Source organism: Caulobacter sp. GW821-FHT11A05 (assembly GCF_058809015.1).
The window spans coordinates 1-24,356 of the sequence record NZ_JBXASF010000002.1 but is presented as its reverse complement, the minus strand read 5'-3'; the positions used below and the strand labels follow the sequence as shown (position 1 = coordinate 24,356).

At 67.1% G+C, this 24,356-nt stretch carries 20 protein-coding genes and 1 tRNA gene; 11 read left to right on the top strand and 10 right to left on the bottom strand.

What is annotated here, in order from left to right; genetic code table 11:
• Window positions 1–114: 114 nt before the first annotated feature.
• The 3 genes from AC1RSK_RS03080 to AC1RSK_RS03070 form a co-directional block, all read right to left on the bottom strand.
• Window positions 115–1,152, bottom strand: coding sequence for a hypothetical protein (locus tag AC1RSK_RS03080; protein WP_492905436.1), 1,038 nt, complete (start codon window positions 1,150–1,152; stop codon window positions 115–117).
• A 103-nt stretch (window positions 1,153–1,255) separates the two neighbouring features.
• Complete coding sequence (locus tag AC1RSK_RS03075; protein WP_492905434.1) at window positions 1,256–2,455, bottom strand: neprosin family prolyl endopeptidase; 1,200 nt, start codon at window positions 2,453–2,455, stop codon at window positions 1,256–1,258.
• A gap of 37 nt (window positions 2,456–2,492) precedes the next feature.
• Window positions 2,493–4,100: a hypothetical protein gene (locus tag AC1RSK_RS03070; RefSeq protein ID WP_492905432.1), complete on the bottom strand. Its 1,608-nt coding sequence runs from the start codon at window positions 4,098–4,100 to the stop codon at window positions 2,493–2,495.
• Window positions 4,101–4,446: 346 nt separating this feature from the next.
• Here AC1RSK_RS03070 and AC1RSK_RS03065 point away from each other — a divergent pair, with 346 nt between their 5' ends.
• Together AC1RSK_RS03065 and AC1RSK_RS03060 are read left to right on the top strand one after the other, a co-directional pair.
• Window positions 4,447–5,148 (top strand): Crp/Fnr family transcriptional regulator, encoded by a 702-nt coding sequence (locus AC1RSK_RS03065; protein WP_492905431.1) that lies wholly within the window; start codon window positions 4,447–4,449, stop codon window positions 5,146–5,148.
• The gene (locus AC1RSK_RS03060; protein WP_492905429.1) at window positions 5,145–8,036 is read left to right on the top strand and encodes an adenylate/guanylate cyclase domain-containing protein; all 2,892 of its coding nucleotides are present in this window, start codon (window positions 5,145–5,147) and stop codon (window positions 8,034–8,036) included. Before AC1RSK_RS03065 ends, AC1RSK_RS03060 begins: the two co-directional genes overlap by 4 nt.
• On the opposite strand, the gene AC1RSK_RS03055 is transcribed toward AC1RSK_RS03060, so the two are convergent.
• Together AC1RSK_RS03055 and AC1RSK_RS03050 are read right to left on the bottom strand one after the other, a co-directional pair.
• Window positions 8,023–12,204 carry a hypothetical protein gene (locus AC1RSK_RS03055; RefSeq protein ID WP_492905427.1) on the bottom strand — a complete coding sequence of 1,394 codons (4,182 nt, stop codon included), beginning with the start codon at window positions 12,202–12,204 and terminating at the stop codon, window positions 8,023–8,025. The genes AC1RSK_RS03060 and AC1RSK_RS03055 overlap by 14 nt on opposite strands.
• Window positions 12,205–12,512: 308 nt before the next feature.
• A tRNA-Ile gene (locus AC1RSK_RS03050) sits at window positions 12,513–12,588 on the bottom strand.
• Between the two features lie 135 nt (window positions 12,589–12,723).
• On the opposite strand from AC1RSK_RS03050, the gene AC1RSK_RS03045 reads away from it, so the two are divergent.
• Entirely contained in the window at window positions 12,724–13,467 is a 744-nt protein-coding gene (locus AC1RSK_RS03045) for an SIMPL domain-containing protein (protein ID WP_492905425.1), read from the top strand.
• 55 nt (window positions 13,468–13,522) lie between these two features.
• Here the strand turns inward: AC1RSK_RS03045 and AC1RSK_RS03040 are convergent, their stop codons facing one another.
• From AC1RSK_RS03040 to panD, 3 genes are all read right to left on the bottom strand, one after another.
• Window positions 13,523–14,599 (bottom strand): alkene reductase, encoded by a 1,077-nt coding sequence (locus tag AC1RSK_RS03040; RefSeq protein ID WP_492905423.1) that lies wholly within the window; start codon window positions 14,597–14,599, stop codon window positions 13,523–13,525.
• 218 nt (window positions 14,600–14,817) lie between these two features.
• Window positions 14,818–15,279, bottom strand: coding sequence for a hypothetical protein (locus AC1RSK_RS03035; protein ID WP_492905422.1), 462 nt, complete (start codon window positions 15,277–15,279; stop codon window positions 14,818–14,820).
• A gap of 64 nt (window positions 15,280–15,343) precedes the next feature.
• On the bottom strand, window positions 15,344–15,700 hold the full coding sequence (gene panD, locus AC1RSK_RS03030; protein ID WP_492905420.1) for an aspartate 1-decarboxylase: 357 nt from the start codon (window positions 15,698–15,700) through the stop codon (window positions 15,344–15,346).
• Window positions 15,701–15,914: 214 nt separating this feature from the next.
• Between panD and AC1RSK_RS03025 the strand changes: the two genes are divergently transcribed.
• The gene (locus AC1RSK_RS03025; protein ID WP_492905418.1) at window positions 15,915–16,433 is read left to right on the top strand and encodes a DUF3828 domain-containing protein; all 519 of its coding nucleotides are present in this window, start codon (window positions 15,915–15,917) and stop codon (window positions 16,431–16,433) included.
• A gap of 3 nt (window positions 16,434–16,436) precedes the next feature.
• Here AC1RSK_RS03025 and AC1RSK_RS03020 read toward each other — a convergent pair whose 3' ends face one another.
• Both AC1RSK_RS03020 and AC1RSK_RS03015 read right to left on the bottom strand, forming a co-directional pair.
• Window positions 16,437–17,297 (bottom strand): alpha/beta hydrolase, encoded by an 861-nt coding sequence (locus tag AC1RSK_RS03020; RefSeq protein WP_492906447.1) that lies wholly within the window; start codon window positions 17,295–17,297, stop codon window positions 16,437–16,439.
• Window positions 17,298–17,302: 5 nt separating this feature from the next.
• Complete coding sequence (locus AC1RSK_RS03015) at window positions 17,303–17,680, bottom strand: VOC family protein (protein WP_492905416.1); 378 nt, start codon at window positions 17,678–17,680, stop codon at window positions 17,303–17,305.
• Between the two features lie 84 nt (window positions 17,681–17,764).
• Between AC1RSK_RS03015 and AC1RSK_RS03010 the strand changes: the two genes are divergently transcribed.
• From AC1RSK_RS03010 to pheT, 7 genes are all read left to right on the top strand, one after another.
• Window positions 17,765–18,010, top strand: a complete 246-nt coding sequence (locus tag AC1RSK_RS03010) for a hypothetical protein (RefSeq protein ID WP_492905414.1) — start codon at window positions 17,765–17,767, stop codon at window positions 18,008–18,010.
• A gap of 234 nt (window positions 18,011–18,244) precedes the next feature.
• Window positions 18,245–18,445, top strand: a complete 201-nt coding sequence (rpmI, locus tag AC1RSK_RS03005) for a 50S ribosomal protein L35 (RefSeq protein ID WP_166575389.1) — start codon at window positions 18,245–18,247, stop codon at window positions 18,443–18,445.
• 16 nt (window positions 18,446–18,461) lie between these two features.
• Window positions 18,462–18,818, top strand: a complete 357-nt coding sequence (gene rplT / locus AC1RSK_RS03000; protein ID WP_271068045.1) for a 50S ribosomal protein L20 — start codon at window positions 18,462–18,464, stop codon at window positions 18,816–18,818.
• 247 nt (window positions 18,819–19,065) lie between these two features.
• Window positions 19,066–20,010 carry a polysaccharide deacetylase family protein gene (locus AC1RSK_RS02995; RefSeq protein ID WP_492905412.1) on the top strand — a complete coding sequence of 315 codons (945 nt, stop codon included), beginning with the start codon at window positions 19,066–19,068 and terminating at the stop codon, window positions 20,008–20,010.
• Window positions 20,011–20,227: 217 nt separating this feature from the next.
• Window positions 20,228–21,340: a phenylalanine--tRNA ligase subunit alpha gene (gene pheS / locus AC1RSK_RS02990; protein WP_492905410.1), complete on the top strand. Its 1,113-nt coding sequence runs from the start codon at window positions 20,228–20,230 to the stop codon at window positions 21,338–21,340.
• A gap of 34 nt (window positions 21,341–21,374) precedes the next feature.
• Window positions 21,375–21,767, top strand: a complete 393-nt coding sequence (locus AC1RSK_RS02985) for a hypothetical protein (protein WP_492905408.1) — start codon at window positions 21,375–21,377, stop codon at window positions 21,765–21,767.
• Window positions 21,764–24,202, top strand: a complete 2,439-nt coding sequence (pheT, locus tag AC1RSK_RS02980; protein ID WP_492905406.1) for a phenylalanine--tRNA ligase subunit beta — start codon at window positions 21,764–21,766, stop codon at window positions 24,200–24,202. Before AC1RSK_RS02985 ends, pheT begins: the two co-directional genes overlap by 4 nt.
• Window positions 24,203–24,356 lie beyond the last annotated feature (154 nt).

Genomic DNA, 24,356 nt, shown 5'->3' with positions numbered 1-24,356 from the left:
GATCCATCTCGGCGCGCCTTCGCGAGCGCCAACCCGGGACGTCAGCGACCTTGAGCCCGGCGTCTTCCAGGACCTCCGCCAGCCAGGTGAGTGAGCAGGTCATTCGCCTTCCCTTCATTCAGGCTTGGCGACGCCGCCGGGTGCAGCGGGCAGGTCCTGGTCCGGGGTAATCTCCGTCAGATCGACCGCGATTTTCTCCGGGCAGCGGTCGACGTTGGCCTCGCGGGTGTCGAGGTCGGCGTCGTCGATCGTTCGGCTGGCCGGCGGCGGAGCAATTGTTGTCTTCGCACCCTGCCCGGCGCCGCCGGCTCCGCCAGTGACAGAAGGTTGCGCCACGGGCTTGGCCTTGACCTCGACGTTCGCAAGAAGATCCTGCACGAGACGCTCGGAGAACCCGGCCGCGAAGCCGGCCGCCAGCACCGAAAGCCAGCTGGCGGGAACGGCGCCGCCCAGCGATATGGTCACCGCCCCCGAGCGGATCAGTCCAACCAGAACAGCGCCGGCGATCGTGCCGATAGCCACGCGCAGGAGGGCATCCAGGGCGTTGTCCAGCCACTGCAGGTCCGGCAGTACGGTGCGCGCATGCAGCGCCACCGCGATCGAGAAGAAGGCGCCCATCGCCCCCGCTCCCGCGCCGCGCCAGAGCGTCAGCACATCCTGGATTCGGGGGAGCGCCGTCGCATCCGTGATCTTGAGATGGTAGCACACCAATAATGCAGTGAGAGTGACGAGCGTGGCGGCGCCCAGGGCATAGAGCACATACTGCGCCCGCGCCCGCGCCACCCGCTCCCCCAGGATGTCCTGCTTGACGCCGGCCAGGAGGCCCTGGGCGGCGGCCGTATCCCCCTCCAGCGCCAGGACGAGAGCGCCAGCAACGCGCAGGTCGTAGCGCGCCGTGTCCCGCTGCCGCTCGGGCCCGCCGCGCCGCCAGCCGTCGATCCAGCCCGTGATCTCGCCCCGAAGCGGATTGAGCGGCGCCATGGCGTTACGCTGTTGGCTCGCCACGGCCGGGTCGTCGGCGAACTGGATCACCACCCGCTGGTCCGTGCCATAGACGGCGTACTCGGGCGGCTTGCGCCCGTACATCGTCAGGATCACATGCCCCATGTCGTCGGGGGCCTTCTCGATCAGGTCTGCGACGCTCTTACTCATGAGGTTTTCCCCTTTTGATAGCCCCGCCCGGCTGACGGACAAGGGCGCGAGAGCGATCTGGATCCGGCGAAGGTGGCGGGCGCCCCGGCGCGTGAGCGAGGTGCTATGGCCCGCCAGGGCCGCCGAAGAAGATGTGCTCGCCCCAGTTGGCCGCGCGCTGCACATCGATCGAATAGGACTCCGGCCAGTCCTGGTGGGCGTTCAGGGTCGCACGCCGCGGCTCGCCGTCGAGGTCGTAGAAGCGGATGGACCGCTGGAAAGAGGCTTGCCCGAACCCCCGCGCAGCGAAAGCGCCGCTTCCCATTGGGGGATAGAGACCGTCCGCGCTTGTCTCTCCGCCGAAGTCCACCGTCTCGGCGGCTTTCGCCAGCTGTCCCGATCCGAAAAGGGAGGTCGGAAAATAGCCAATGGCATTCGCCGGCGAGACGCCGTTGACGTAGAGCCACCATTTGTCGTCGGTCAGCTTCAGGCTCAGCAGCAACTCGTGCTGCGGGCCATTCATGGTGCTCACGTTGTCGATCGCCATGCCGAGCGGCCATGAGGCGCCGTAGCGGACGAAGCCGCCGTAGTTGTACGAACCGGTGTCGTCATAGTCGTCCGCCGTCCAGTAGGTGAACAGCACGGGCCAGGCATGCTTGTATTTCCTCGGGTAGACGTGCCATCCCGCCTCCACGGTCTGGAGACCACGGTCTGACCGCGCCGAGACCCAGAGCTGCGATCCGGAGAAGATTCCGGCCTCGACAGGCGGCGCCCAGACGTTGAGTGAGGCGGACGCACCCCGATTGGCGACATCCTGACTGGCATGGGCGTATCGATGACCCCGACGGCCTTGGCCTGCCCCGACGGGGGGCTCGCCTCCGGCCCGGCAGTGCGGCAGGGTTTCGAAGCTGGTCAGTTCCTCGAGCGACAGCCGGCGGATCGGAACACAGCCGGCCGGGCACCACATGCGGTTGCCATGGTCGTCGAGCCTGCCCTCGCGGAGCGGCGGCGGTTGCCCTTCACCAAGAGGGCCGTCCTCATCGTCCGGGGGCTCAGGCGGCGCCGCGGCTTTCTTGCCGCGAAGAGCCGGCTGGCTCTCCATGGGAACGCAATCGAAGATCTGGCCGCCGAGATCCTGGAAGGTGTTGCAGGCGGATACGCCGTCATAGAGTTCGAGAAGGTGATCTTTCAGGCCCTCGAACACCGTCGGGCTGCGCACTCTGCAGTCCGGCAGGGTCTGATAGATGCCCAGCCGGGCTGTGTGGAGCGCGGCGTAGAAATCGTCGAACGATTGAAGTCCGCTTGGTGTCGTCTTGTCTGGCATCGAAGGAGCCTCCAGGAGCGATGCTTGCGCGCCTCTGCTAACGCCCTGCCGGCGGCGGCTTGACCGCCGGGCCTGGCGGCTCGGTAACCGGGTTCGTCTGGACGCCGCCGCCATTGTTCTCTGCCGGCGCGGGCGCCGGGGCGGCATCCCCCACCTTCACACTCACACTGACGAAGCTCGACTCGTCGCCATCATAGAAGGTGAGCGTCTGGGCGCCGGTCGCGGCAGGTGGCGCTTTCATATCGACGCGCGCCGCCTTCCGGCCGCTGGGGCTCAAGGTGACAGTCCAGCCGGCCGGCGGCCTCTCGACGAAATATCCGCCCACGCCACCGCGGAGGATCACCGAGCCGGCGCGCGATGCGTCGAGCGTCACGGAGGTCGCGCTCGCCGTCAGGGGCGCCACGTCGGTCACCGCGACGATGCAGGTCTGTCCCAGGGTCGCATCCGTCGCCTTGTGCGCCTTCACCGCGGCGTCAAACCGGTCGGCGTCGCGCTTGGCGTCGATCGCCATCTTCGAAGCGAGGAGGGCGTCAGCCTGCGCCCGATCGGCGCGAGCGCGCCAAGCATCGACGACTCCGCACCAATCCGCGAGCTTCGCACTCGGTTTGCGGCAGATCCCTTCAGTGGTCAGGGCCGCCCCGCCGCTGTTTTGAGACATGCCCGGCTCATCCTCTGGCTCGGGGGCCGCTGTACCCTGCGCCTGCTCGGCCACCGAAAGGATCATCTGCCGCGCGGTGCTCGCCATCGACATGGCCGTCAGTTCGCGCTTCGTGATCTCGTTGATCGCGACGCGATCTACCTCATCGGACTGCCGCAGCAGCCTCGCTCCGGGCAGGCCGGCCTGGCTCTCGACCTGCGCAAGAACGATCTCAGCCGTCGCGGACACGGCGTCCAGGCCATCGCGCACGGCGGTGATGCGGGCGGCCGCTTCGTCATAGCGGGCCCCGTTGGCCATCAGGGCGCCCAGCAGTTTCTCCAGTTTCGGCTTGTCGGCCTTCTTCGCCGCATTCACGGCGGCCCGGAGGGCCTCCTCCTGAGCGGCGCGGCCGTCCCTGAGGCTCCGCGTAGCGTCAATGGAGAAGGCTGAGATGGCGCCGCTGGCAAATGCCGTGTCGCCGCGGCCGATGCTCAACTTCAGTTGCGCGTGCGCCGCCTTGATGGCTTGCGTGTTGTCGCCCGCCTGCCATTCCGCGACCGCTGACAGGAGACAGTTGTAGGCCGCGACGGCTTTTTCACTGACACTCGCCTGCTCGGGCGACGCGAAGTTATTGGCGCCCGTCACGGCCACGCCGCTGGCGAGGCCCAGCGGCACGACAGCATGGTTCGGGTCCCCCTCGGCCGCGAGGGCGATGCCGACGGCCGCGGCCAGCACTGTGAACGCGCCGGAATTGCGGTTGATTTGCCGGCTGAGCGCCGCGCGGCGTTCCCAGCCTGCGCCGCGCGCGACCAGACAACCCTGGACCTTGTCCGCCGCGCTGGGCGTACTCAGCGCGTCGGCGCAAGCTGTCGCCAGGCTTCCCTGAGCACCCTGGCCAGCCGTCGCGCCACTGGCATAGCGCGTTGGATAGGGGGTTGCGCAGGCGGCCAGGGCAAGCAGGCTGACAGACACTAGACTTCCGCGCAAAAGGACGTTGGACCTGGTCATGTCGGCTCCCCAGCCTCACCGCGAGGCAGGGGGAGAGTGCCTGCCGCGGCGCGGTCCGACGGTGACCAACGGCACAGCTTTGGTGTGAGATTCACCACATGCGAGGTCGGCGCCCATCTCTCGGCGCCCCGCTCACCTTGCTCTTACAAGCTGGACGGCGATGCTGCTTCCTCCGGAACTGCCAGGCCCTGCTCCCCCAGCCATGCCGGCCACGCCTGTCGGGCTCTCAGACCGCGCGGCGGGGCAAACGAGATGAATTTCCTCGCTCCAGTTCGTGAAAAAGTGGTATTTCTTTGTGCGATTTCCCACAAATTGTACTCCAGTGCGCGGTGTGGATGGGGACGCGATGGAAATGTACGATGCGGAGTCGGCCGAGGTGTCTGGGCTGGACCTCGAAGAAGTGCTGCCGAACGATCTGGCCGCAGAGCTCTTTGCTCGCGGGAATCGGATCAATGCCCCAAAGGGCCTCACACTCATCTCCCAGGGGTCCGATTCAAGCGATGTCTACCTGATTGTTTCAGGGTTGGTGAGGTTCACTGTCACCTCCAGCAACGGGAAAGAGATCGTCCTGCGCGAGATGGGGCCGGGCCGACTCTTCGGCGAAATGGCCATTTTGGGCAAACAGCGCCGGTCCGCCAGCGCCACAGCCGTCACCAACTCCGTGATCGGCCGTATTTCCGGAACCGTCTTCACGTCGTTCCTCAAGGACGTTCCTGGCGCCGGATACTGGCTGGCAACGCTGCTGGCGGCGCGCGTCCGCCACCTCACTGTGAGGTGTTCCGAGCTCGCCACCTTGTCCGTCTCCGCACGCCTCCACATGGAGATCATGCGGCTGGCGGTGGCGGCGGGGCTGGATCGCGATCACTTGGAGATCGCAGACTTCCCGACTCATGCGGAGTTGGCTGCTCGAATTGGCTCGCACCGAGAGGCGGTCACCCGTGAACTCCAACAGTTGAACAAGGAAGGCATCGCCAGTCGATCGGGACGCACGCTGACGATCCACTCGTTGTCTCGGATGCGAACGCTGATGGCGCGTATGGCGCGATGAGCGACGCTCACATCGAGGAACGCCGCCCCATCACAGTCCTGTTTTGTGACCTGATCGACTCGACCGGACTCACCACGCGTCTGGAACCCGAGCAGTTCGCAGAGATTTTGGAACAGATACGCATCATCTCCCATCGCGCCGTCAGCACCCACGGTGGCGAAGTCATTCGGGTGGATGGGGATGGTATGCTCTGCATCTTCGGCTATCCCGAAATCTACGAGGATGCCGGTCGCCGAGCGACCGAAGCGGCCCTGGACATACACACGAGCATGGCCGCCCTGGGGTCTTCCCTCAACATCAGCCGGCCCCTGAGGCTGCACAGCGGCATCCATTCAGGGATGGTCTTGCTCCGCACCGGCGACATCGTCCGTGGCAAGTATGAGATCCTGGGCGACGCCACCAATACGGCCGCCCGCCTGTGCGACGCCGCCCGACCTGGAGAGATCCTGGTCAGCGCCGAGACCCTGGGCGCAGAACACCACTTTTTTGAAACGAACGGCTGCTCCGAGCGGTCGCTTCGCGGCAAGATCAAGCCCTTGCGTGCTTGGTCCATCACCGGTCGAGCCGGCGTACGCACCCGGTATGAAGCGCGCACGCTCGGCGGGTTGACGCCGTTTCAGGGCCGGACACAGGAGAGCGCCGCACTGCGAGCCTGGCTGGGCAGCGCTGCGCCGCGGCTCGCGCTTCACGGTCCGGCCGGCATCGGCAAGAGTCGGTTCCTGCGCGAGGAGGCTTCTCATGCGGCAAGCCAGGGCTGGCTGCTCGCGAGCGGCTGGTGCGAATCGTATCTGAGCGCCCAGCCCCTGCAGCCCTTCCGGCAGATCGCGTCAGCGCTGGGCATCGGCGGCGATACGACGGAGTCGGGCGCAGGGAACATCTTGGCGGCCTTGTGCGGCCTAGCCGGCTCGGGACGAAACCTGTTGCTCATGATCGACGACTGGCAGTGGGCCGATGACGCCAGCGTCGACCTGCTCACCGTCATGATCCAAGATGGATTGCTGGGCCGCCACGTGAAGCTGGTGACCGCCTCGCGGCGGGACCTCGAAGGATCAGAGATCGCACCCGGGATCGACAGGCTGGCCTTGCTGCCGCTCCCGCGAGGCGACGTGCTCGCTACGATCGAAGGCCTGCTGGGGCTACCCGACGCGTTCGTCGCCGCACGCATTGAACAGGCCGCCGGCGGCAGCCCGCTGTTGATCGAAGAGTTATGTCGTGGGTTCCAGACAGGCGCCCTTTCGATGGCCGACGACCTGCGCAGCGCATGGTTCGATCAATCGGTGCAAGCCCGCTTCGGCGGTCTTGAGCCAGCGGAGCGCGAGCTGCTAAGGCTGTTCTCGGTCGTCGGCCACGTGGCGCCTGTCTGGCTCATCGAGGCCCTACTCGGCGGGCCGCTTCCGGAACAGATGCGCGACCGGTTGCGCGAGGCCGATTTTCTCTTCGCTGGCGAAAACGATGAGACCTATCGTTTCAAGCACGGACTGACCCGCGACGCGATCTATAGCGCCATCAGCCTGGCTGACCGCCGCGCGCTGCACGCCAAGACCCTCGCGGCCTTGGAACGCCGTCTCGCCCACATTCCCAGGGAGCAGGTGCGGGACGCGATGGCCCACCACGCTGTCGCGTCAGGTTCGGAGCGAGGCCTTTCACTGGCGGCCGAGGCGGGTGACGCGGCGCTCGCCGCCGGCGCACTCGACCGGGCCCAGGCGCACTACAGCGCCGGCCTGGGTCTCGTGCGTATGCTGCCGCCCGACGACGCGAAACGAGACTGGGCCTGGACCTACCTCAACAAGTTCGGGCTGGCTTGTGTCATCGACCCCGCGCCCGACCAGCTTGAGGTGCTCGCCGCCATACAGGCCATTCTCGAGGAGCACGGTTCGCAGCGCGATCGCATGCGCTGCATCTACTGGCATGGCGCGATAGCCTATGGCCTGGGACGCGGTCGACAGGCGGTCCGGTACTTTGAGCAGGCACGCGCGATTGCGCTCGATCACGGGTCCCCCAGCGATAATCGCCTCATTCACGCGAAGCTCGCTCACTCGCAGTTCACCTGCGCGCGCATCGCCCAGTCGATGGAGGCCCTTGAGGGTCTTATTCCGGAACTGACACGGTCGGAGAGTCAGCACGACCGCGGGCTCTCGGCCTACTCGCATGCCTGTCTGGGCTTCCTCCATGCCGAACGCGGCGACTTTGCGCGTGCGAGCGCGCTGTTCGATCAGGCCGACTCGGTCCTGGCGGACCCCGATGATGCGATCAATGCGAGCATTCTGCTCTATCGCGCCGCAGCGAAGGTTTCCCAGGGCCAATGGGGGGACGCCATTCGCGTCACCGATTCGATCCAGGCGGTGAGCCAGCGCAGCCGGACACGGATGCAGAACCGCACCTGTCGCGCCCAGGCGGCATATGCTCGTTGGCAGCTTACCCAAGACCGGCAAGCCGCGAGGGACCTGGTGAGTGCGGCCAGGGTATTCCTCGATTCCAGCAACAGCCAGCAGTACGCCTCCATGGTCTTCGGCTGGGTCGTCGACCTTGCGGCGGATCGCAACGACCCGAACCTGGCGCGTGAGTTCATGGGCGCGGTCCTGCTCCGGGCGCGAAAAGCCGGGGACCGGCTTGGCGAAGCGATGGGGTGGCGGGCGATGGCCCGACTGGCGCAGGCGGGTGGCGACCCCGCACGCGCGGACCGGCGTCTTGCTCACGCCCGTCGATCCGCCTCAGCACGGCTGTCGCGGCGGGAAGAGGCGCACAACAAGGTCTGCGAAGCCGCCCTGGTGCGCGCACGGGGGCAGGTTTCGAGAGCGGACGACCTGCTGCGCGGGGCCGCCGACGACTTCGCAGACATGCTGATGCCCAGCTACGCCGCGCGCGCCACTGAACTCACCAGTCGCTGATCCTGACGATAAGCGAGGCGGGAAGCGCCTGGATCGTGCCCGCATCGAGCAGCGCCGCGAGAATGCCCGTCATGGCGCCCATCGCCATCTTCTGCGCGGGACAGGCATGCACCGCGCCATTGCCGCGCGGAGTGACGGCGCCGTCCCTGTAGTCGTAGCCCTGCAAAGGCTTGTCGCGCGGACCGCCGAAGATGATCGAGACATCGTTTCGATCCCCCTCGGGGCGCTCGTCCAGCCGCCTTTGACTGGCTGAGGCGAGGTTGACGACGACCAGATCGCCCTTTTCGGTGACGACGGGCGGTTTGGAACTGTCGCCTCTGGCGCCCTTGGGGATATCCACGCTTCCCGTCGCCGTGCGGAAAAGCAGTTCAGGCGCCGGCCGCTTGCACATCGCCTGCGCAATCGGTCCGCTCAGCACGGTGAGGACTGCCTTTGCGTTCGCCAGCACCCCGCCACCGTTCAGTTCCGCCTTGAACGCCGCCTGATGCCGCCACAGTCGCCGCTCCAGCAGCCATTCCAGGATGATGTTGCGGAGGTTCGCGTCCATGGGCGGGATAGCCCCGATCATCGTTCCGATGATGTTGCGCGCCAGCACCTCTCGCTGCTCCGCATCCGGGTAGGCCTTGAAGAGTGCGTCGATGAGACGGGTTCTCGCAATGGTTTCGTCTCCGCGCAGCCGATCGACAAAGGCCAGACCAGCCTTGTGGAGCGCTTCGCCATGTTCCTTCGCGTAGTGCTCGATGGATTTGTTCGGCCGTGGATAGACGGCCCCCCGCGACGGCGCCAGGAAGTCGCCCGGGCATAGGGGCTTGGACCGCTGGGTGGCGCTGTCGGTAGCGGCCAGCTGCTTCCAGGACCATCCACCGTCGTCCATGGCGTCTCCGTCTGGCAGACCGTACCAAGTCTTCCATAGGGCGGCGATCGCTGGCTGAATATATTGGCGGCGAAGTTCTATCTTGAATTCCTTGGGACTCCCTGGGGGATAGGCGTCGTCCAACCCCTTCTTGATCGCATTCAGAACGCCTGAGCCGGCCTCATATCCGTCTCGAAACGCATCTTCTTCTTTGTATTCAAACAAGATTTCGTTCGCCGCTTGCGCTTCCTTGTGATAGCTCAGCCCCGCGAAGACACCGGCGTTGTCGTCGATGTACTTGTCGTCCGGCTGTTGCGTAACGTAGATCGGACCAGTCTTGTCCGCGATGCGTCTCAGTTGCTCCTGAGACGTGAACTTGTCCCACTCCGAAAGCACTTGAAGGATCTGGTGTTCTCCGGCGCATAAGATGACATTCTGATTTTCTGGAACCGGGTTGTTCCAGTCGTAGCGCCGCGCTGCGTCTTCGCTGGCGTCCTCAACAAGTTTCATGGGGAACTGCCCCCAGAAGGCCTTCCAGGCGGCGCTTTGGTCCGGTGTCATGGGCGGAGGCGCGATGGGCCTTGGAAAGAAGTTGAAAACACCGCCGTGGTTTCGGCGGATCGCGGACCAAAGATGCGGACTGATGTCGCGTTCCGAGGGGTCCTTTGCGACGAAGTCTTCGATCAGTCGGTTCAATTCCTTGGCAGCCTGGCTTCTCGGGAGCGCTTGGATGGTCTCGATTTGGGCCTCGCCGACCGCCACCTCCAGCATCTCGCGCAATGGCCTGTATCCCCCCTTCCAACCGCGCCCTTTGCCCGCCTCGTCCGGCTGGTGCGCATCGTCCTTTTCGACCGCATCGGTCGAGATGGTCTCAAGCGCGGCCCGAGAGGGCGCAAAAAGGTAGAGGCCCCAGTGGAGCGGCGTGAAGGGATGACGACCCGGCTCCGACTCGTCGCCAACTGGTGTCGGAAGCTGAGCCCGGACCACGACGCGCTGGCCGTTCGCGCCTCTCGCGACGAAGCGAAGCGTGCTCGGTCCATCCTTCGGTCGGACGCCGGTCAGCGCATCGTTGTTGGCCGAGGCGACATCGGTCGGATTGCCGCCGTTCAGCCAGCGCTGGATGACTTCGTACTGCTCGGCGATGCTGGCGGCATAGGCCATGAACATTATGCCACGCGACGCGTCGCCCTCCTTTCCGAAAAGCATCCCGCGGCGCAACAACCTGGGAGTTGGTCGGCCGAGTTCGCGGCCCGCGGCGGTCGGGTCCTGGCTTTTCGGATCCCATCGCCTGGGATTGGCCCGACGGATGTGGGCAGCGTGTGGGCACGCCAGCCCCTCCGCGTCGTCCCGGTAGTCGAAGTCATTGTCGTCCGCGGACAGGGGTGGCACGAGGGGCGTCCCGTCGGCGTTCCGGCCCATGATGGCCGCCCGCAGTAGCGCTCTCGCGTCGGGGTCGGTGCAGCCCAACTGGTTGGCGACGGCGGCCTGCTCCCGGTCCAGCCACGCCTCCAGCCCATCCACGTCCTCGCCGATCTTGCGGACGACGAGGAAGCTGCCGTTCTTGAGCAGGTTCAGGACCTTTTGCCGAGGCCCCTTCCGCCAGTTCGTGCTCCTCCCAAGCGGCTTGTCCTTCCGGTCCAGTTCGTCGAACGGGACCGGTGGCGGATCGCCCCGATCGTTGGCATAGCCCAGCACCACCTCGCCCAGGGCCACACTGTCTCTCTCCAGATGGCCGCCCGGGTCGCCCGGGACCTTCGGCCTGGGCTGACTGACGCCGTCGATGAAGCCGAAGTGATCGCGGAACCGATGCCCGTCAAGCCGCACGTTGAGCCAGTCGATCGCCTCGAGCGTCGCGGCGGGCGCCGCCTGCGTGGCGAGCCAATGCGCCAGCTGCCTGACCGAGTCCTCGTTGAAGCCGCGCAGCTGGAGGACGAAGTCGACCTCGTCGAGCGTGACCGGCGGGAGAGACCCGGGGGCCTCCTCACCCCGGACAAAGGCCGATCCGTTGCGCTCAGGCAGGATCCAGTTGCGCGGATGGTTCTCGCGCAGGTCGCCGACCTGGCTGGACCGCTGGGCCAGCCCATCGCGGAACTCCTTCGGCAGGCAATCGTGTTGCGGATAGGGCATGCCGAGTTCCAACAGCCCCGGCGAGGTGAAGGCAATGTTGCTGAAGACGGCCGCCTCATCCGTGGAGGCGGGCGTGTCGCCAAACCCGAGCACTCCCTCCTCGACCAGAGCCTGAATGAAGCTCTTCGTCTTGTCGGCCTTGCGGACGGTGAAGAGCATCAAGGCGCCGTGGCTGACGGGCCGTTCGCGGGATCCGTGGGGCCTGAGGATGCCCGATTGGACCTGTGCGTGATCGAAGACCGGGTCGGCTGGCGCAGGTTGAGGCGCGCCGATGTGCTTAAGGCCCGTCTCATACCAGTTGAGGGGTTCGGCATAGGTGGTGAGCGCTGGATGGGTCGGGGCGAGCATCCGGAACTTCGCCAGCACCTCGTTCCAGCCAGACAACAATTCGTGGGTCGCCCGCACCAGCCGGTGGCCTTCACCGGGCCACTTGTGTTCGCCCGCGCGGCCGGTCAGCCATTCGGGCGGATAGTAGTCCGCCAGCTTGTAGAGAACGTTCAGAGCCTCGAAGCCGAGTTTTACCGCCTTGCGGAAATGCGCGGGCGCTTCCCTGACCTTGGCCGCCTCGTCGTCCGGGTAGGCCATCGTATGCTTCGCCAGGATGAGATCGTCATCCGAAAGGCTGGGCCTGCCCGCCCGCTGGGCCTTCTCCAAGCTCGACAGATACTTCTGGTCGCGGACGGTGAGTCCGGTCGTATTGTAGAAGATCGCGCTATCAATTTGGTTGTCGCGAACCCATTGGATATATTCGTCGAAGCTGTGTTCGGTCGCGGTGATGTAATCTTCGCAGTTGCAGAACAGAAGGTCGAGGAATGCTCCCAGCGGGCGCCAGATCTGGCGCATATAGGGCTCGAAGCCGCCTTCGAAGGTCGCCGTGAGGTACAGAAAACGCTTCGGGGTGACGGTGCGCGCGCCGCGCGGCCCCCGCGCCAGGCCAAACAGCTCCTCATCGATCACGCCCACTCGAAAATCGAGCAGGCTGAGGATCCGCTCCGTGACATCACTGTACGGCGTCACCCGCTCGTATTCCCGGGCGGCGATGCGTAGCCGGTTTAGAGCGTTGGCAACGATCTCGAGGCGAGAGGCGTAAGTGATTGTCTCGTACGCCTTGATGAACCCTTCCTTGATAGGCGCAAAGACCACGAGGTCGGAAATCCCCTCTAGGGTCTTGGATGCAGCTTCCTTCATGATCGTGCCCCTCCGCCAGGCCGGGCTCCTCGCTCGAATGACGCCCGTCTTTCGAGCCTACCCGAAGGTAACCTCTCAAGGTTGTGGGAAAAATCACCAGCCCAACAATACTTCTGGCCTCTTCCGGAAGGTGGGTGGTCGGCCGACAGCTGAACGCGAAACAGACTTTCTGGTTGTCCACGTTGAGGTCGGAAGCGGACTTCGGTGATCTCCCGTCCCCACAGTGGTCGCCGATTGAGATCGCAGTTTGCGACCTCAAGCTCCAAGAGCGGTCGATTGCGATACTCGAACCTGCGCGGACAGGGGATTGGTAGGCGTGGCAGGACTCGAACCTGCAACCAGACCGTTATGAGCGGCCGGCTCTAACCATTGAGCTACACGCCCCCGAGGCCTGAGCGCCTAGCATGGCCCGTCTGCTGAAACCACAACGGCTTTGACAGGTCCCGTTCAGGGGCGCTGAGCTTAATGTCGCCGCAGACGGGGCCGATCAAGGACCCCGCACTGGTCGGAGACTGTACGATGAAGAACCTGTTCCGGGCCGCCGCCGTCGGCGCCCTGATTCTGGCCGGCACGGCCGGCGCCAGCGGCGTGGCCATGGCCCAGACGGCGCCGGCCGCCGACGCCGCCTTCCGCGCCACCACCCTGAACCTGTCGGCCTATGGCGAGACCCGCCAGGCCCCCGACATGGCCACCATCACCCTGGGCGTCACCACCGAGGCCCCGTCCGCCTCCGAAGCCATGCGCCTCAACGCCGAGCGGATGAGCGGCGTCATCGCCTCCCTCAAGAAGGCCGGCATCGACCCGCGCGACATCCAGACCAGCGGCCTGAATTTGAATCCGCAGTATGTCTACGTCGAGAACCAGCCGCCCAAGCTGAACGGCTACCAGGCCGCCAACACCGTCACCATCGTGGTGCGGGACCTCAAGCGCCTGGGCGCTGTCGTGGACGCCTCGGTGAACAGCGGCGCCACCAATGTCGGCGGCATCAGCTTCGGCATCGAGGACAGCAGCGCCGCCGAGGACAAGGCCCGTCTCGAGGCGGTCAAGGCCCTGCAGGCCAAGGCCAACCTCTACGCCCAGTCGCTCGGCTACAGGGTCGCCCGGCTGGTCACCTTCAGCGAGTCCGGCGGCTACGCGCCCCAGCCGCCGGTGGTCTACGCCAGCTTCGCCCGCGCCGAGAAGATGGACGCCGGCACCCCGGTCGAGGCCGGCCAGCTGAAGGTCCGCGTCGACGTCTCGGCGACCTTCGAACTGATGAAGTAGGCAGAAGGCCCGCCCGCGCAACCTGGCGCGCGGCGGGCCTTCATCCGTCGGCCGGTCAGGCCGTGGCTTCCGTCAGCGCCTCGTTCAGCGCCGGATAGTCAGTGTAGCCGGTGGCGTCGAGCGCGTAGATGGTCTGCGGGACCAGGGCGTTGAGCGGCGCCCCGGTCTTCAGCCGCAGCGGCAGGTCGGGGTTGGAGATGAAGTCCTTGCCGAAGGCGACCGCGTCCGCGATGCCCGCATCGAGCGCCGCCTGGGCGCTGGCCCCGGTGAAGCCCTCGTTGGCGATGTAGACGCCCTTGAACCGCTTGCGCAGGTCCGGACCCAGGCTGTCGGGCGCCTGGTATTCGCGAGCGGCGATGAAGGCGATGCTCCGGCGGTCCAACTGGTCGACGACATAGCCGAAGGTCCCGGCCAGGTCGCTGTCGCCCATGTCGTGGGAGTCGGCGCGCGGCGCCAGGTGCACGCCGACTCGGTCGGCGCCCCAGACGGAAATCGCCGCATCGGTCGCCTCGAGCAGCAGCCGGGCGCGGTTTTCGATGGGGCCGCCATAGTCGTCGGTGCGCTTGTTGGAGCCGTCCTGAAGGAATTGGTCGAGCAGGTAGCCGTTGGCGCCGTGCAGCTCGACGCCGTCGAAGCCGGCAGCCTGCGCCAGTTCCGCGCCACGGCGGAAGGCCTCGATGACGCCGGGGATCTCCTCGCGGGCCAGGGCGCGGGGGGTGACATAGTCGCGCTGCGGCCGCAGCAGGCTGACCTGGCCCTCGGGCGCGATGGCGCTGGGGGCGACCGGCGGCTTGCCGCCGTGGAAGATCGGGTCGGATATCCGGCCGACGTGCCACAGCTGCATGAAGATGCGCCCGCCTGCCTCATGGACGGCCTGGGTCACGCCCTTCCAGCCCTCGACATGGTCCTGGTTCCAGATGCCCGGCACGCCCTGGTAGCCGACGCCCTGCGGCGTCACCGGCGTCGCCTCGGTCAGGATCAGACCGGCCGAGGCCCGCTGGACATAGTAGTCGGCCATCAGCGGGTTGGGGATGTGGGTCTCACCGGCCCGCAAACGGGTCAGGGGCGCCATGATCACCCGGTTGGGCAGATCGAGATCACCGAGACGAAGGGGATCGAACAGGCTGGGCATCGGGCAGGCTCCTGGGGCCGAAAATCGGTAACCAGCCATGTGGCGTTTGTCGCGCCACGCTCAACCCGCTCAGGCCCGGAATAAATCTGAAGGCCGAGCCAAGGATTCTTGGGGGGCCTGGAGCAGGGCGCGATTTGATGGAATCAAATCGCTTGCTCTAGCCTCTTCGTTGTCGCGCGTTTGGTCCGATGACCGGTTCCCACTTATCGGAACGCGCTCTAGAGGCCCGCCCGTCTGAACGCCGTGGCGAGGCGGGCCTTCATCTCGCGGCCGGGCAGCGACTGCTCGCTCGGCCCCTCCATCACCGCCGCATAGGCCAGCTTCTGGCCACCGGGCTTGGTCTCGACGACGCCGGAGGCCCAGGCGACCGTGCGGGCCCCGTCGGCGGTGCTGTTGCAGCTGATCGCCCGGTCGGCGCCCTGTGCGGCCAGTTGGGCGAAGTCGGTGGCGTTCAGGGTCGCCCCCGAACAGTCGGGCAGCTCGCGGCCACAGGCCGAGGGCGCGCCGTACTGGAAGGTCTTCTTGCCGCTCCCCTGCTCGACCAGGAAGACGCAACTGTTCTCGCCACCGACGGCGTCGGCCACGGTGTTGGACAGGGTCTGGCCATCGACGCCCTTGGGCGCCGGCTCGCAGGCGGCCAGCAACAATGTCACGGCGGCGATGGGCAGCAGGGCGCGCATGGGAAGTCCTCCGAAATCTGGAGGCAGATTGCGCGATCCGGGAAGGGCCTGAAAGCCCCTTCGCTTAAGCGGCGCGCTTGATGTCGTTCTGGTCGTCGAGCAGCACGACGACGGGGTTGTAGTTGCGGGCCTCTTCGGCCGGCAGCTGGCCGTAGGTGACGACGATGATCTTGTCGCCCTTCTGGACCAGGCGGGCGGCGGCGCCGTTGACGCCGAACACCTTCGACCCGCGCGGCGCCTCGATGGCATAGGTGGTGAAGCGGGCGCCGTTGGTGATGTTCAGCACATCGACCTGCTCGTGCGGCAGAATCCCGGAGGCGTCCAGCAGGTCGCGGTCGATGGCGATCGAGCCCTCGTAGTCGAGGTCCGCCTGGGTGACCGTGGCGCGGTGCAGCTTGGACTTCATCATGGTCAGAAGCATGGGGAGTAAGGACCTCAGGCAGGTGATCGAGATGCGGAGCCGCCACACAGTTTGGCCTCCGAGGACCGCTGCATATAGCGGCTCCGGCGCCCATCTTCAATGCAGTGCAATATGAACACTGATCAGATAATCTGCGGACCACCCCCTTTTCCAGGCTGGCGGGGCCCGCAAAGCCAAGCCAGGATTGGACCTCACCCTGGGGGAGCCCTCCACCATGCGCCGCATCATCGCAGCCTTGATATTGTTCGCCTTCTGCCTGGCCCAGCCGGCCGCGGCCGCCACCCGCATCGACGATCCCAAGGCCTTCATCACCCAGGTCTACGCCGATCTGATGAAGGGCCAGACCGAGACCGGGGCCGATCTCGACAAGGCCCATGAGCCGCCGGAAGACAGCATCTACACCGCCACCCTGCAGAAGGCCTTCGACGACGAGCGCCGCGACCGCGCCGGGGAGCTGGGGCGGCTGGACTTCTTCTTCTGGGTCAACGGCCAGGACTGGAAGCTGAGCGAGGTCGAGGTCAGCGAGCGCAGCGTCTGGAAACGGCCCGACCGCCGGGTGGTGGCGGTCAGCTTCAAGAACTTCGACCAGGAGAGCAGCCTGCTGTTCTACTTCCAGAAGTCCGGCGCCCGCTGGCTGATCGACGACGTGGAATCGCTCGACGTCACCGAGGGCGAGGAGGGCTACGCCTGGGTCCTGTCGCTGATCCTCAAATACGCCCGCGAGGAGGAGTAGGCCTCAGCCCAGCCCCGCCTGGCGGCGCAGGAACCCTGTCAGCTCGGCGTACTCGGTCGAGCGGCCGCGGAAGGTGCGCGACAGGTTGAGCAGGACGTCGGCATGGCTCTGGCCCGGATAGATGTGGCTCTCGACCTCGACGCCTTCCTTCTTCAGCGCCGCCGCCAGGCGTTCGGTGTTGCGCGGCCGGACGGTCCGGTCGGCGCCGCCGGCGACCAGGAAGGCGGCGGGGGATGCCGGGCTGGCGTAGTCGAGGGTCTGGTAGATCTTGTCGTCCGGCGCGCCGGCGAAGGTCTTGCTGAGCACCGGGCCACTGAGGTCGGGGAAATAGTAGGGGCCGGCCAGGCCGGCGAAGGCCTTGATGCGTTTGCGATCGACCCCGACCGCCTTCAGGTAGCGCGGGTCCAGCGCCACCATGGCGGCGTTGTAGGCGCCGGCCGAGTGGCCGACCAGGACGATGCGGGACGGGTCGCCGCCGTGCTCGGGCGCGTGGTCGACGGCCCAGCGGACAGCGGCGGCGACATCCTCGACGAAGGCCGGGAAGCTGACCTCGGGGGTCAGGCGGTAGTCGGCGACGACGGTGACGAAGCCCTGGGCGGCCAGCATCTTGCCGGCCCACTGGTATTCCTTGCGCGAGCCGCTGTTCCAGCCGCCGCCGTAGACGAACAGGGCCACCGGGGCGCCGGGTTTGCCGCCCACCGGACCGTAGAGGTCGAGCTTCTGGCGCGGATTCTCGCCGAAGCTGGCGTCCTTGAGCAGGGTGGCGGCGGCATCGTCGGGAAACACCGAGTCGAGGAAGCGGGCCGGGGTGCAGGCGGCCAGAAAGGCGCCGGCCAGGCCGATCAGTCCGGTCCGCCGGGTCATCGGGTTCACGTCAGCCTCCACGGGGGAAAGCGGCGGTTTTCCCCCGCGCGGTACAGGCAGACCCGGTTGCCGGCCGGGTCGGTGGTCCAGGCCTCGCGCCAGAGCCAGGTCTGGTCATCGGGCCCGCTTTCGAAGACGACGCCCTTGTCCATCAGGGCCTCGACCTCCTCGTCCAGCTGCTCGTGCTCGAAATAGACGCTGGCCGCCCCGGGCGTGGCGTCCGGGTCGAGGTGCAGCGAGAAGGTCGGCGGAGGGTCCCCGTCCGGACATTCGAAGCGGGCGTAGTGCGGGCTCTTGACGATGAGGATGAGGCCGAGCGCCTCATAAAAGCGGATCGAGGCCTCGAGATCATGGGCCGGGACGGTGACCTGGTTCAGACGCATGGGAGTCCAGTTAGGTGACGCGGGGCTGGCGACAAGCCCTCAATCGCCTTGCCGCTAGGTCGTTCCAGGGGCAGGGAAGCAAGAATGACCATGACGCCCCTCGACATGTTCGGCCTGTTCGCCGTGATCCTGATGCTGGTCTTCTATGCGCTGGAGAAGCGCCACCACATCTTCATCCTGCTCTTCTCCCTCTCCTGCCTGCTGGGCTCGACCTACGGTTTCCTGCAGGGCGCCTGGCCGTTCGGGGTGGTGGAGCTGGTGTGGACGGCGGTCGTGGGCTGGCGCTGGTGGAAGGAAGTCAGTTCCTCCCCCGGCAGGCCGCAGGCCTGACGGGGGAGGGGGACCGCCGGCCCGACTCACGCCGGCGCTGCCCCCTCCACCACCGCCGCTAAGTCGCGGCGGCGGTCCCCCTCCCCCGTCGCTGCGCGCCGGAGGAGGAACTGCAGCCTTGCCATCCCCCCCCTTTTCCCCTATCAGCCTCGCCTTTCCGCGACTGCCGGGCCAAATGGCATGCCTTGGCGGTCCACATGCTACTCTTAGAGGACAGGGTTCGCCCTGAGCAAAATGCCGAAGCTGAAGACCAAGTCGGGCGCCAAAAAGCGCTTCAAACTGACGGCCACGGGTAAGCTGAAAGCCGGCGTCGCCGGCAAGCGCCACCGCCTGATCAGCCACAATTCCAAGTACATCCGCCAGCAGCGCGGCACGAAAGTCATGAGTGCTTCCGACAAGAAGACCATCATGACCTACCTGCCCTACGGCCTGTAAGAAGGAGCGCTGACACATGGCTCGCGTCAAACGGGGCGTCACCGCCCACGCCAAGCACAAGAAGGTTCTCGAGCAAGCCAAGGGCTTCTACGGGCGCCGCAAGAACACCATCCGCACGGCCAAGGCCGCGGTGGACAAGGCCGGCCAGTACGCCTACCGCGACCGCAAGGTCCGCAAGCGCAGCTTCCGCAGCCTCTGGATCCAGCGCATCAACGCCGCCGCCCGTCTGGAAGGCTTCACCTACTCGCAGTTTATCCACGGCCTTGACGAGGCCGGGGTCGAGATCGACCGCAAGGTTCTTGCGGACATCGCCGGCCAGGATCCGACCGCGTTCAAGGCCATCGCCGACAAGGTTCGCGCCGCGCTGGCTTGATGGTTTGGGCTTAGGCCCTTTAAGACCTGAAGAGGCCCTCCGGTGTGAGCCGGGGGGCCTTTTGTTTGCGCCCTCCCCACCAAGCAGAATTGAGGACGCCATGAACCACCCCATTTTCCGATCACCCCGACGAAAGTCGGGGCCCAGTGGCCGCCCAAGCGTGAGGTTCGCGCTGATCAGCGCCAGCCCCGCTGCGCCTTGCCAACTGGACCCCGACTTTCGTCGGGGTGATCGGATTGGGGGATTGGTGCGAGGCCTGATCCTGCCGCTGCTAGGCAGCCTCCTGCTGGCCCTGCCCGCCGCCGCCCAGACCCGCGCCGTCGCCGTCACCTTCGACGACCTGCCCTATCAGGCGGCCGACGAGGCCCTGTGCGACCCCAGGGCCGCCATGGCCCTGACGCGCGACTTCCTGGCCATGCTGAAGCCGCTGAAGTCCCGCGCCACCGCCTTCGTCAACGAGGGCAAGGTCTGCGATGCGCGGCGGGCCAGCCTGCTGCCGATGATCGAGACCGCCTGGCTCGATGCCGGCGTCGAGCTCGGCAACCACACCTTCAGCCACCCCAACATCCACGGCATGACGGCGGAGGCCTGGCTGGCCGATGTCGACCAGGGCGAGCTTGTCCTGCGGCCGCTGCTGAAGAAGCGTGGCAAGGCCCTTCGCTACTTCCGCCACCCCTTCCTGTTCACCGGCGAAACGCCGGAGAAGAAGGCGGCGATGGCCGAAGGGCTTAAAGTCCGCGGCTACACGGTCGCGCCGGTGACTCTCGACAACAGCGACTGGATGTTCGCCGCCGTCTATCGCCAGGCCGAGGCCGCCGGCGACAAGGCCCTGAAAACGAAGATCGGCGAGGCCTATGTCGCCTACATGGCCGGCGCGCTGGATCACTTCGAACCCTACAGCGCCGAGCTGACCGGCGGGCGCGAGCCGGCCCAGGTGCTGCTGCTGCACGCCAACAGCCTGAACCGCGACTGGTATCCCAAAGTCCATGCGCTGTTCCTGGCCCGGGGATACCGGTTCATCAGCCTGGACGAGGCGCTGAAGGACCCGATCTACAGCCACGCCGACACCCTGGTGAAGAAGTTCGGGGTGTCCTGGCTGCACCGCTGGACGGCCACCGACGGGCGCAAGGTCCGCTGGGAGCCGGAACCGCCGGCCTGGATCGTCAAGGCCTATGAAGGGGCGGGGAAATGACGCGAACAACCTCCCTCCCCGAATGGGGAGGGCAGGCGCGCGTTGCGCGCCGGGTGGGGCAGTGGGTCACCATCGTCCGCCAGCCAGTTCCCTCAGCGCATACCACCAGGGGCCGGTTACCGACCGCCCCACCCGACGCGCGTAACCGCGCGTCTGCCCTCCCCATTCGGGGAGGGAGGATGACGAACCGGACCAACCTCGCTAGACGAGCCCAACCATGACCGACCTGACCACACTGCAAGCCGACCTCACCGCCCAGATCGCCGCCGCGTCCGACGCCGCCGGCCTGGAAGCCATTCGCGTGGCGGCGCTGGGCAAGTCCGGCTCCGTCTCCGCCCTCCTCAAGACCCTCGGCGCCATGAGCCCCGAGGAGCGCAAGGAGAAGGGCCCGGCCATCAATCAGCTGCGCGACGCCGTCGCCGGCGCCATCGCCGAGCGCAGAACAGCGTTGGAGACCGCCGAGCTCGACGCGCGCCTGGCCCGCGAGAGCCTCGACCTGACCCTGCCCGCCCGGCCGCGCCGCAAGGGCAGCGTCCACCCGACCATGCAGACCATGGACGAGATGGTCGCCGTCTTCGCCGAGATGGGCTTCGCGGTCGCCGAAGGCCCCGACATCGAGGACGACTTCCACAACTTCACCGCCCTGAACTTCCCGCCCAAGCACCCGGCGCGGGAGATGCACGACACCTTCTTCTTCAACGAAGGCCCGGACGGCGAACGCAAGCTGCTGCGCACCCACACCAGCCCGGTGCAGGTCCGCGCCATGCGGAAGGGCAACACGCCCCCGCCCGCCCCGTGGATCGCCGCCGGCCAGGAGCCGCCGATCCGCATCATCGTGCCCGGCCGCACCTACCGTATGGACTCGGACGCCACCCACACCCCGATGTTCCATCAGATCGAGGGCCTGGTGATCGACAAGGGCATCCACATGGGCCACCTGAAATGGACCCTGGAGACCTTCATCGCCCGGTTCTTCGAGACCGACGCGGTGACCACCCGCTTCCGGCCCCACCACTTCCCCTTCACCGAGCCCTCGGCGGAGATGGACGTCGGCTGCGACCGCTCGGGCGGCGAGGTGAAGATCGGCACGGGCAGCGACTGGCTGGAGATCCTCGGCTGCGGGATGGTGCATCCCAACGTCCTGCGCCACTGCGGCATCGATCCGGACGTCTATTCCGGCTTCGCCTTCGGCATGGGCGTCGACCGCCTCGGCACCCTCAAGTACGGCATGCCCGACCTGCGCGACATGTTCGCCAGCGATACCCGCTGGCTGGCCCACTACGGCTTCTCGGCCTTCCAGGCCCCCAACCTCGTCTCGGGCCTGAGCTGATGCGCGGACGCCCCTCTCTGACCAAGGACCCGTCATGACCGACCAGAACACAGGCGGCTGGACCATCGCCAGGGACCTGGCCGGCGACCATTTCTCGAACGTCGCCCTGTCGCTCGTCGACCTGCATCGCACACGCCTGGACCAGGGCCAGCCCATCCTCAGCGGCATCACCTTCGAGAACTGCCGCATCGAGGGCCCGGCCGTGATGCTGGTGGTTGGCGGCTGCACCTTCGACGCCACCGATTTTGGGCCGACGAATGGCGACATCCGCACCCTGGTGCTGCGTCCCGCCTCGCCCAGCGGCGTGGTCGGCGCCATTCCGGTGCGCGACTGCCGCTTCATCGGCTGCCAGCTGTTCGCCATCGGCTACACCGGCGGCGAAAGTTTCCTCAATCAGATCCTGGCCCTCGGAGGGCCGACGCAATGAAGTTCACGCTTTCCTGGCTGAAGGACCATCTGGAGACCGACGCGACCGTCGCCCAGATCGTCGAGGCCATGACCATGGCCGGCCTCGAGGTCGAGCATGTCCACGACCCGGCCACCAGCCTCGCCCCGTTCACGGTCGCCAAGATCGTCTCGGCGCAGCAGCACCCCAACGCCGACCGCCTGCGCGTCTGCCAGGTCGAGACCGTCGATGGCGTCAAGGAGATCGTCTGCGGCGCGCCGAACGCCCGGGCCGGCCTGACCACCATCTACGCCCCGATCGGCGCCTATGTGCCGGGCCTCGGCGTCACCCTGGTCGAGAAGCCGGTGCGCGGCGTCGTCTCCAACGGCATGCTCTGCTCGGCCTCCGAGCTGGAAGCGGCCGAGGAGAGCGACGGCATCATGGAGCTTCCTGATGATCTCGCGGTGGGCGCGCCCGCCGCCCAGGCGCTCGGCATGGAAGCGGTCATCGATTTCGAGGTCACCCCCAACCGCCCCGACTGGCTGGGCGTCGCCGGCATCGCCCGCGACCTGGCCGCCGCCGGGGTCGGAACCTTGAAGACCCCGCCGATCCCGCCCGTCCCCGGCAAGTTCCCCTGCCCGATCCGCATCGAGGTCGATGGCGAGGCCTGCCCGGTGTTCGCCGGCCGGCTGATCAAGGGCGTCAAGAACGGCCCATCGCCGCAATGGCTGCAGGATCGCCTGCGGGCCATCGGCCTGCGTCCGATCAACGCCCTGGTCGATGTCACCAACCTGATCACCTACGACCGCGCCCGGCCGCTGCACGTCTATGACCGCGCCCTGCTGGTCGGCGACGTCATCGTCGCCCGCCTGGGCCGGGGTCCGGACGAACCGACGCCCGGCGACCAGCCCAGCCCCGTCGCCCACCGGGACGAGCAGCTGATCGCCCTGGACGGCAAGACCTACGACCTGTCCACGGAGATGAGCGTCATCGCCGACGCCGGCGGCGAACGCCCCATCGGCATCGGCGGCGTCATGGGCGGCGAGAGCACCGGCTGCAGCGAAGCCACCACCGACGTCTTCGTCGAATGCGCCTGGTTCGACCCGATCCGCACCGCCCAGACCGGCCGCACGACCGGCATCAACAGCGACGCCCAGTACCGCTTCGCCCGCACCGTCGACCCGCAGTCGCCGGTCCCGGGCATCGAGCTGGCCACGGCCCTGATCCTGGAGCTGTGCGGCGGCGAGCCTTCGGAGATCACCGTCTCCGGGCAGGCCCCGGCCCCGCCGGCCCCGTTCGCCTTCGACCCGGCCTATGTGAAGGCCCTGGCCGGGCTCGACATCCCGGCCGCCAAGTCCGTCGAAATCCTCGAAGCCCTCGGCTTCAAGGTCGAAGGGTCCGCGCCCGCGCTCACCGTCACCCCGCCGACCTGGCGGCGCGACGTCGAGGGCAAGGCCGACCTGGTGGAGGAAGTCGCCCGCATCGCCGGCTACGGCGCATTGCCCTCGACGCCCCTGCCCGAGGTCCCGCGCGCCGTCGGCGGCGTGCTGACCGCCCGCCAGTCCCGCGCCCGCGCCGCCCGCCGCTTCCTGGCCGCCAGCGGCTATGCCGAGGCGGTGACCTGGAGCTTCACCTCGCGAGAGACGGCGAAACTGTTCGGCGGCGGCGACGAGACCCTGGTCCTCGCCAACCCGATCGCCGCCGAGCTCGACTGCATGCGGCCCTCGATCCTGCCCAACCTGATCGAGGCCGCCGCCCGCAACGCCCGGCGCGGCTTCCCCGACGCCGCCCTGTTCGAGATCGGCCCGATCTTCGGCGGCGACCAGCCGCAGGACCAGCGCATGGTCATCGCCGCCCTGCTGGCCCCCCACGCCCCGCGTGACTGGGCGAAAGGTTCGGCTGAGGACCTGTTCACCCTCAAGGGCGACCTCGTCGCCCTGCTGGAGGAACTCGGCGCGCCGGTCGCCTCCCTGCAGACCGCGCAAGGCTCGGCCTCGCCCTGGCACCACCCCGGCCGCTCGGCCCGGCTGCAGCTGGGCCCCAAGGCGGTGCTGGCCGAGTTCGGCGAGCTGCATCCGGCCGTGCTCAAGGCGATGGACGCGCCCGGCCCCATGCTGGCCTTCGAGATCTTCGTCGAAGCCATCCCCGAGCCGAAGAAGAAGTCGGTGAAGACCAAATCGGCCCTGGAGCTCTCACCGCTCATGCCGCTCAGCCGTGACTTCGCCTTCCTGGTCGACGCCGCCAAGCCGGCCGGCGACCTGGTCAAGGCCGTCGCCGGCGCCGACAAGGCGCTGATCGCCGGCGCCCGGGTGTTCGACGTCTACCAGGGGGCCGGCGTGCCCGAGGGCCAGAAGTCCCTGGCCGTCGAGGTGACGGTGCAGCCGCGCGAGAAAACCCTGGCCGATGCGGAGATCGAGGCCCTGTCGGCCAAGATCGTCACGGCGGCCGAAAAGGTCGGGGCGAAACTGCGGGCCTAGCGTTTCGTTTCCTTCTCCCGCTTGTCGGGAGAAGGTGGCCCCCGAAGGGGGTCGGATGAGCAACTGTGTTTGGTTAGGCGGTGAGCTGTGTCCAGGGCTTGTTGTCTCTGAGCATGGCGTTGAGGGTGGTGAGCATTTTCCGGACGACGGCGAT

What these genes read in the sequence shown, in the direction of transcription:
- AC1RSK_RS03080 (WP_492905436.1), bottom strand. Translation starts at nt 1,152, where the DNA reads ATGAGTAAGAGCGTCGCAGACCTGATCGAGAAGGCCCCCGACGACATG.
- AC1RSK_RS03040 (WP_492905423.1), bottom strand. Translation starts at nt 14,599, where the DNA reads ATGCCCAGCCTGTTCGATCCCCTTCGTCTCGGTGATCTCGATCTGCCC.
- AC1RSK_RS03055 (WP_492905427.1), bottom strand. Translation starts at nt 12,204, where the DNA reads ATGAAGGAAGCTGCATCCAAGACCCTAGAGGGGATTTCCGACCTCGTG.
- rpmI (WP_166575389.1), top strand. Translation starts at nt 18,245, where the DNA reads ATGCCGAAGCTGAAGACCAAGTCGGGCGCCAAAAAGCGCTTCAAACTG.
- AC1RSK_RS03035 (WP_492905422.1), bottom strand. Translation starts at nt 15,279, where the DNA reads ATGCGCGCCCTGCTGCCCATCGCCGCCGTGACATTGTTGCTGGCCGCC.
- pheT (WP_492905406.1), top strand. Translation starts at nt 21,764, where the DNA reads ATGAAGTTCACGCTTTCCTGGCTGAAGGACCATCTGGAGACCGACGCG.
- AC1RSK_RS03010 (WP_492905414.1), top strand. Translation starts at nt 17,765, where the DNA reads ATGACCATGACGCCCCTCGACATGTTCGGCCTGTTCGCCGTGATCCTG.
- AC1RSK_RS03075 (WP_492905434.1), bottom strand. Translation starts at nt 2,455, where the DNA reads ATGCCAGACAAGACGACACCAAGCGGACTTCAATCGTTCGACGATTTC.
- AC1RSK_RS02985 (WP_492905408.1), top strand. Translation starts at nt 21,375, where the DNA reads ATGACCGACCAGAACACAGGCGGCTGGACCATCGCCAGGGACCTGGCC.
- panD (WP_492905420.1), bottom strand. Translation starts at nt 15,700, where the DNA reads ATGCTTCTGACCATGATGAAGTCCAAGCTGCACCGCGCCACGGTCACC.
- AC1RSK_RS03060 (WP_492905429.1), top strand. Translation starts at nt 5,145, where the DNA reads ATGAGCGACGCTCACATCGAGGAACGCCGCCCCATCACAGTCCTGTTT.
- AC1RSK_RS03025 (WP_492905418.1), top strand. Translation starts at nt 15,915, where the DNA reads ATGCGCCGCATCATCGCAGCCTTGATATTGTTCGCCTTCTGCCTGGCC.
- AC1RSK_RS03015 (WP_492905416.1), bottom strand. Translation starts at nt 17,680, where the DNA reads ATGCGTCTGAACCAGGTCACCGTCCCGGCCCATGATCTCGAGGCCTCG.
- pheS (WP_492905410.1), top strand. Translation starts at nt 20,228, where the DNA reads ATGACCGACCTGACCACACTGCAAGCCGACCTCACCGCCCAGATCGCC.
- AC1RSK_RS03070 (WP_492905432.1), bottom strand. Translation starts at nt 4,100, where the DNA reads ATGACCAGGTCCAACGTCCTTTTGCGCGGAAGTCTAGTGTCTGTCAGC.
- rplT (WP_271068045.1), top strand. Translation starts at nt 18,462, where the DNA reads ATGGCTCGCGTCAAACGGGGCGTCACCGCCCACGCCAAGCACAAGAAG.
- AC1RSK_RS03020 (WP_492906447.1), bottom strand. Translation starts at nt 17,297, where the DNA reads ATGACCCGGCGGACCGGACTGATCGGCCTGGCCGGCGCCTTTCTGGCC.
- AC1RSK_RS03045 (WP_492905425.1), top strand. Translation starts at nt 12,724, where the DNA reads ATGAAGAACCTGTTCCGGGCCGCCGCCGTCGGCGCCCTGATTCTGGCC.
- AC1RSK_RS03065 (WP_492905431.1), top strand. Translation starts at nt 4,447, where the DNA reads ATGGAAATGTACGATGCGGAGTCGGCCGAGGTGTCTGGGCTGGACCTC.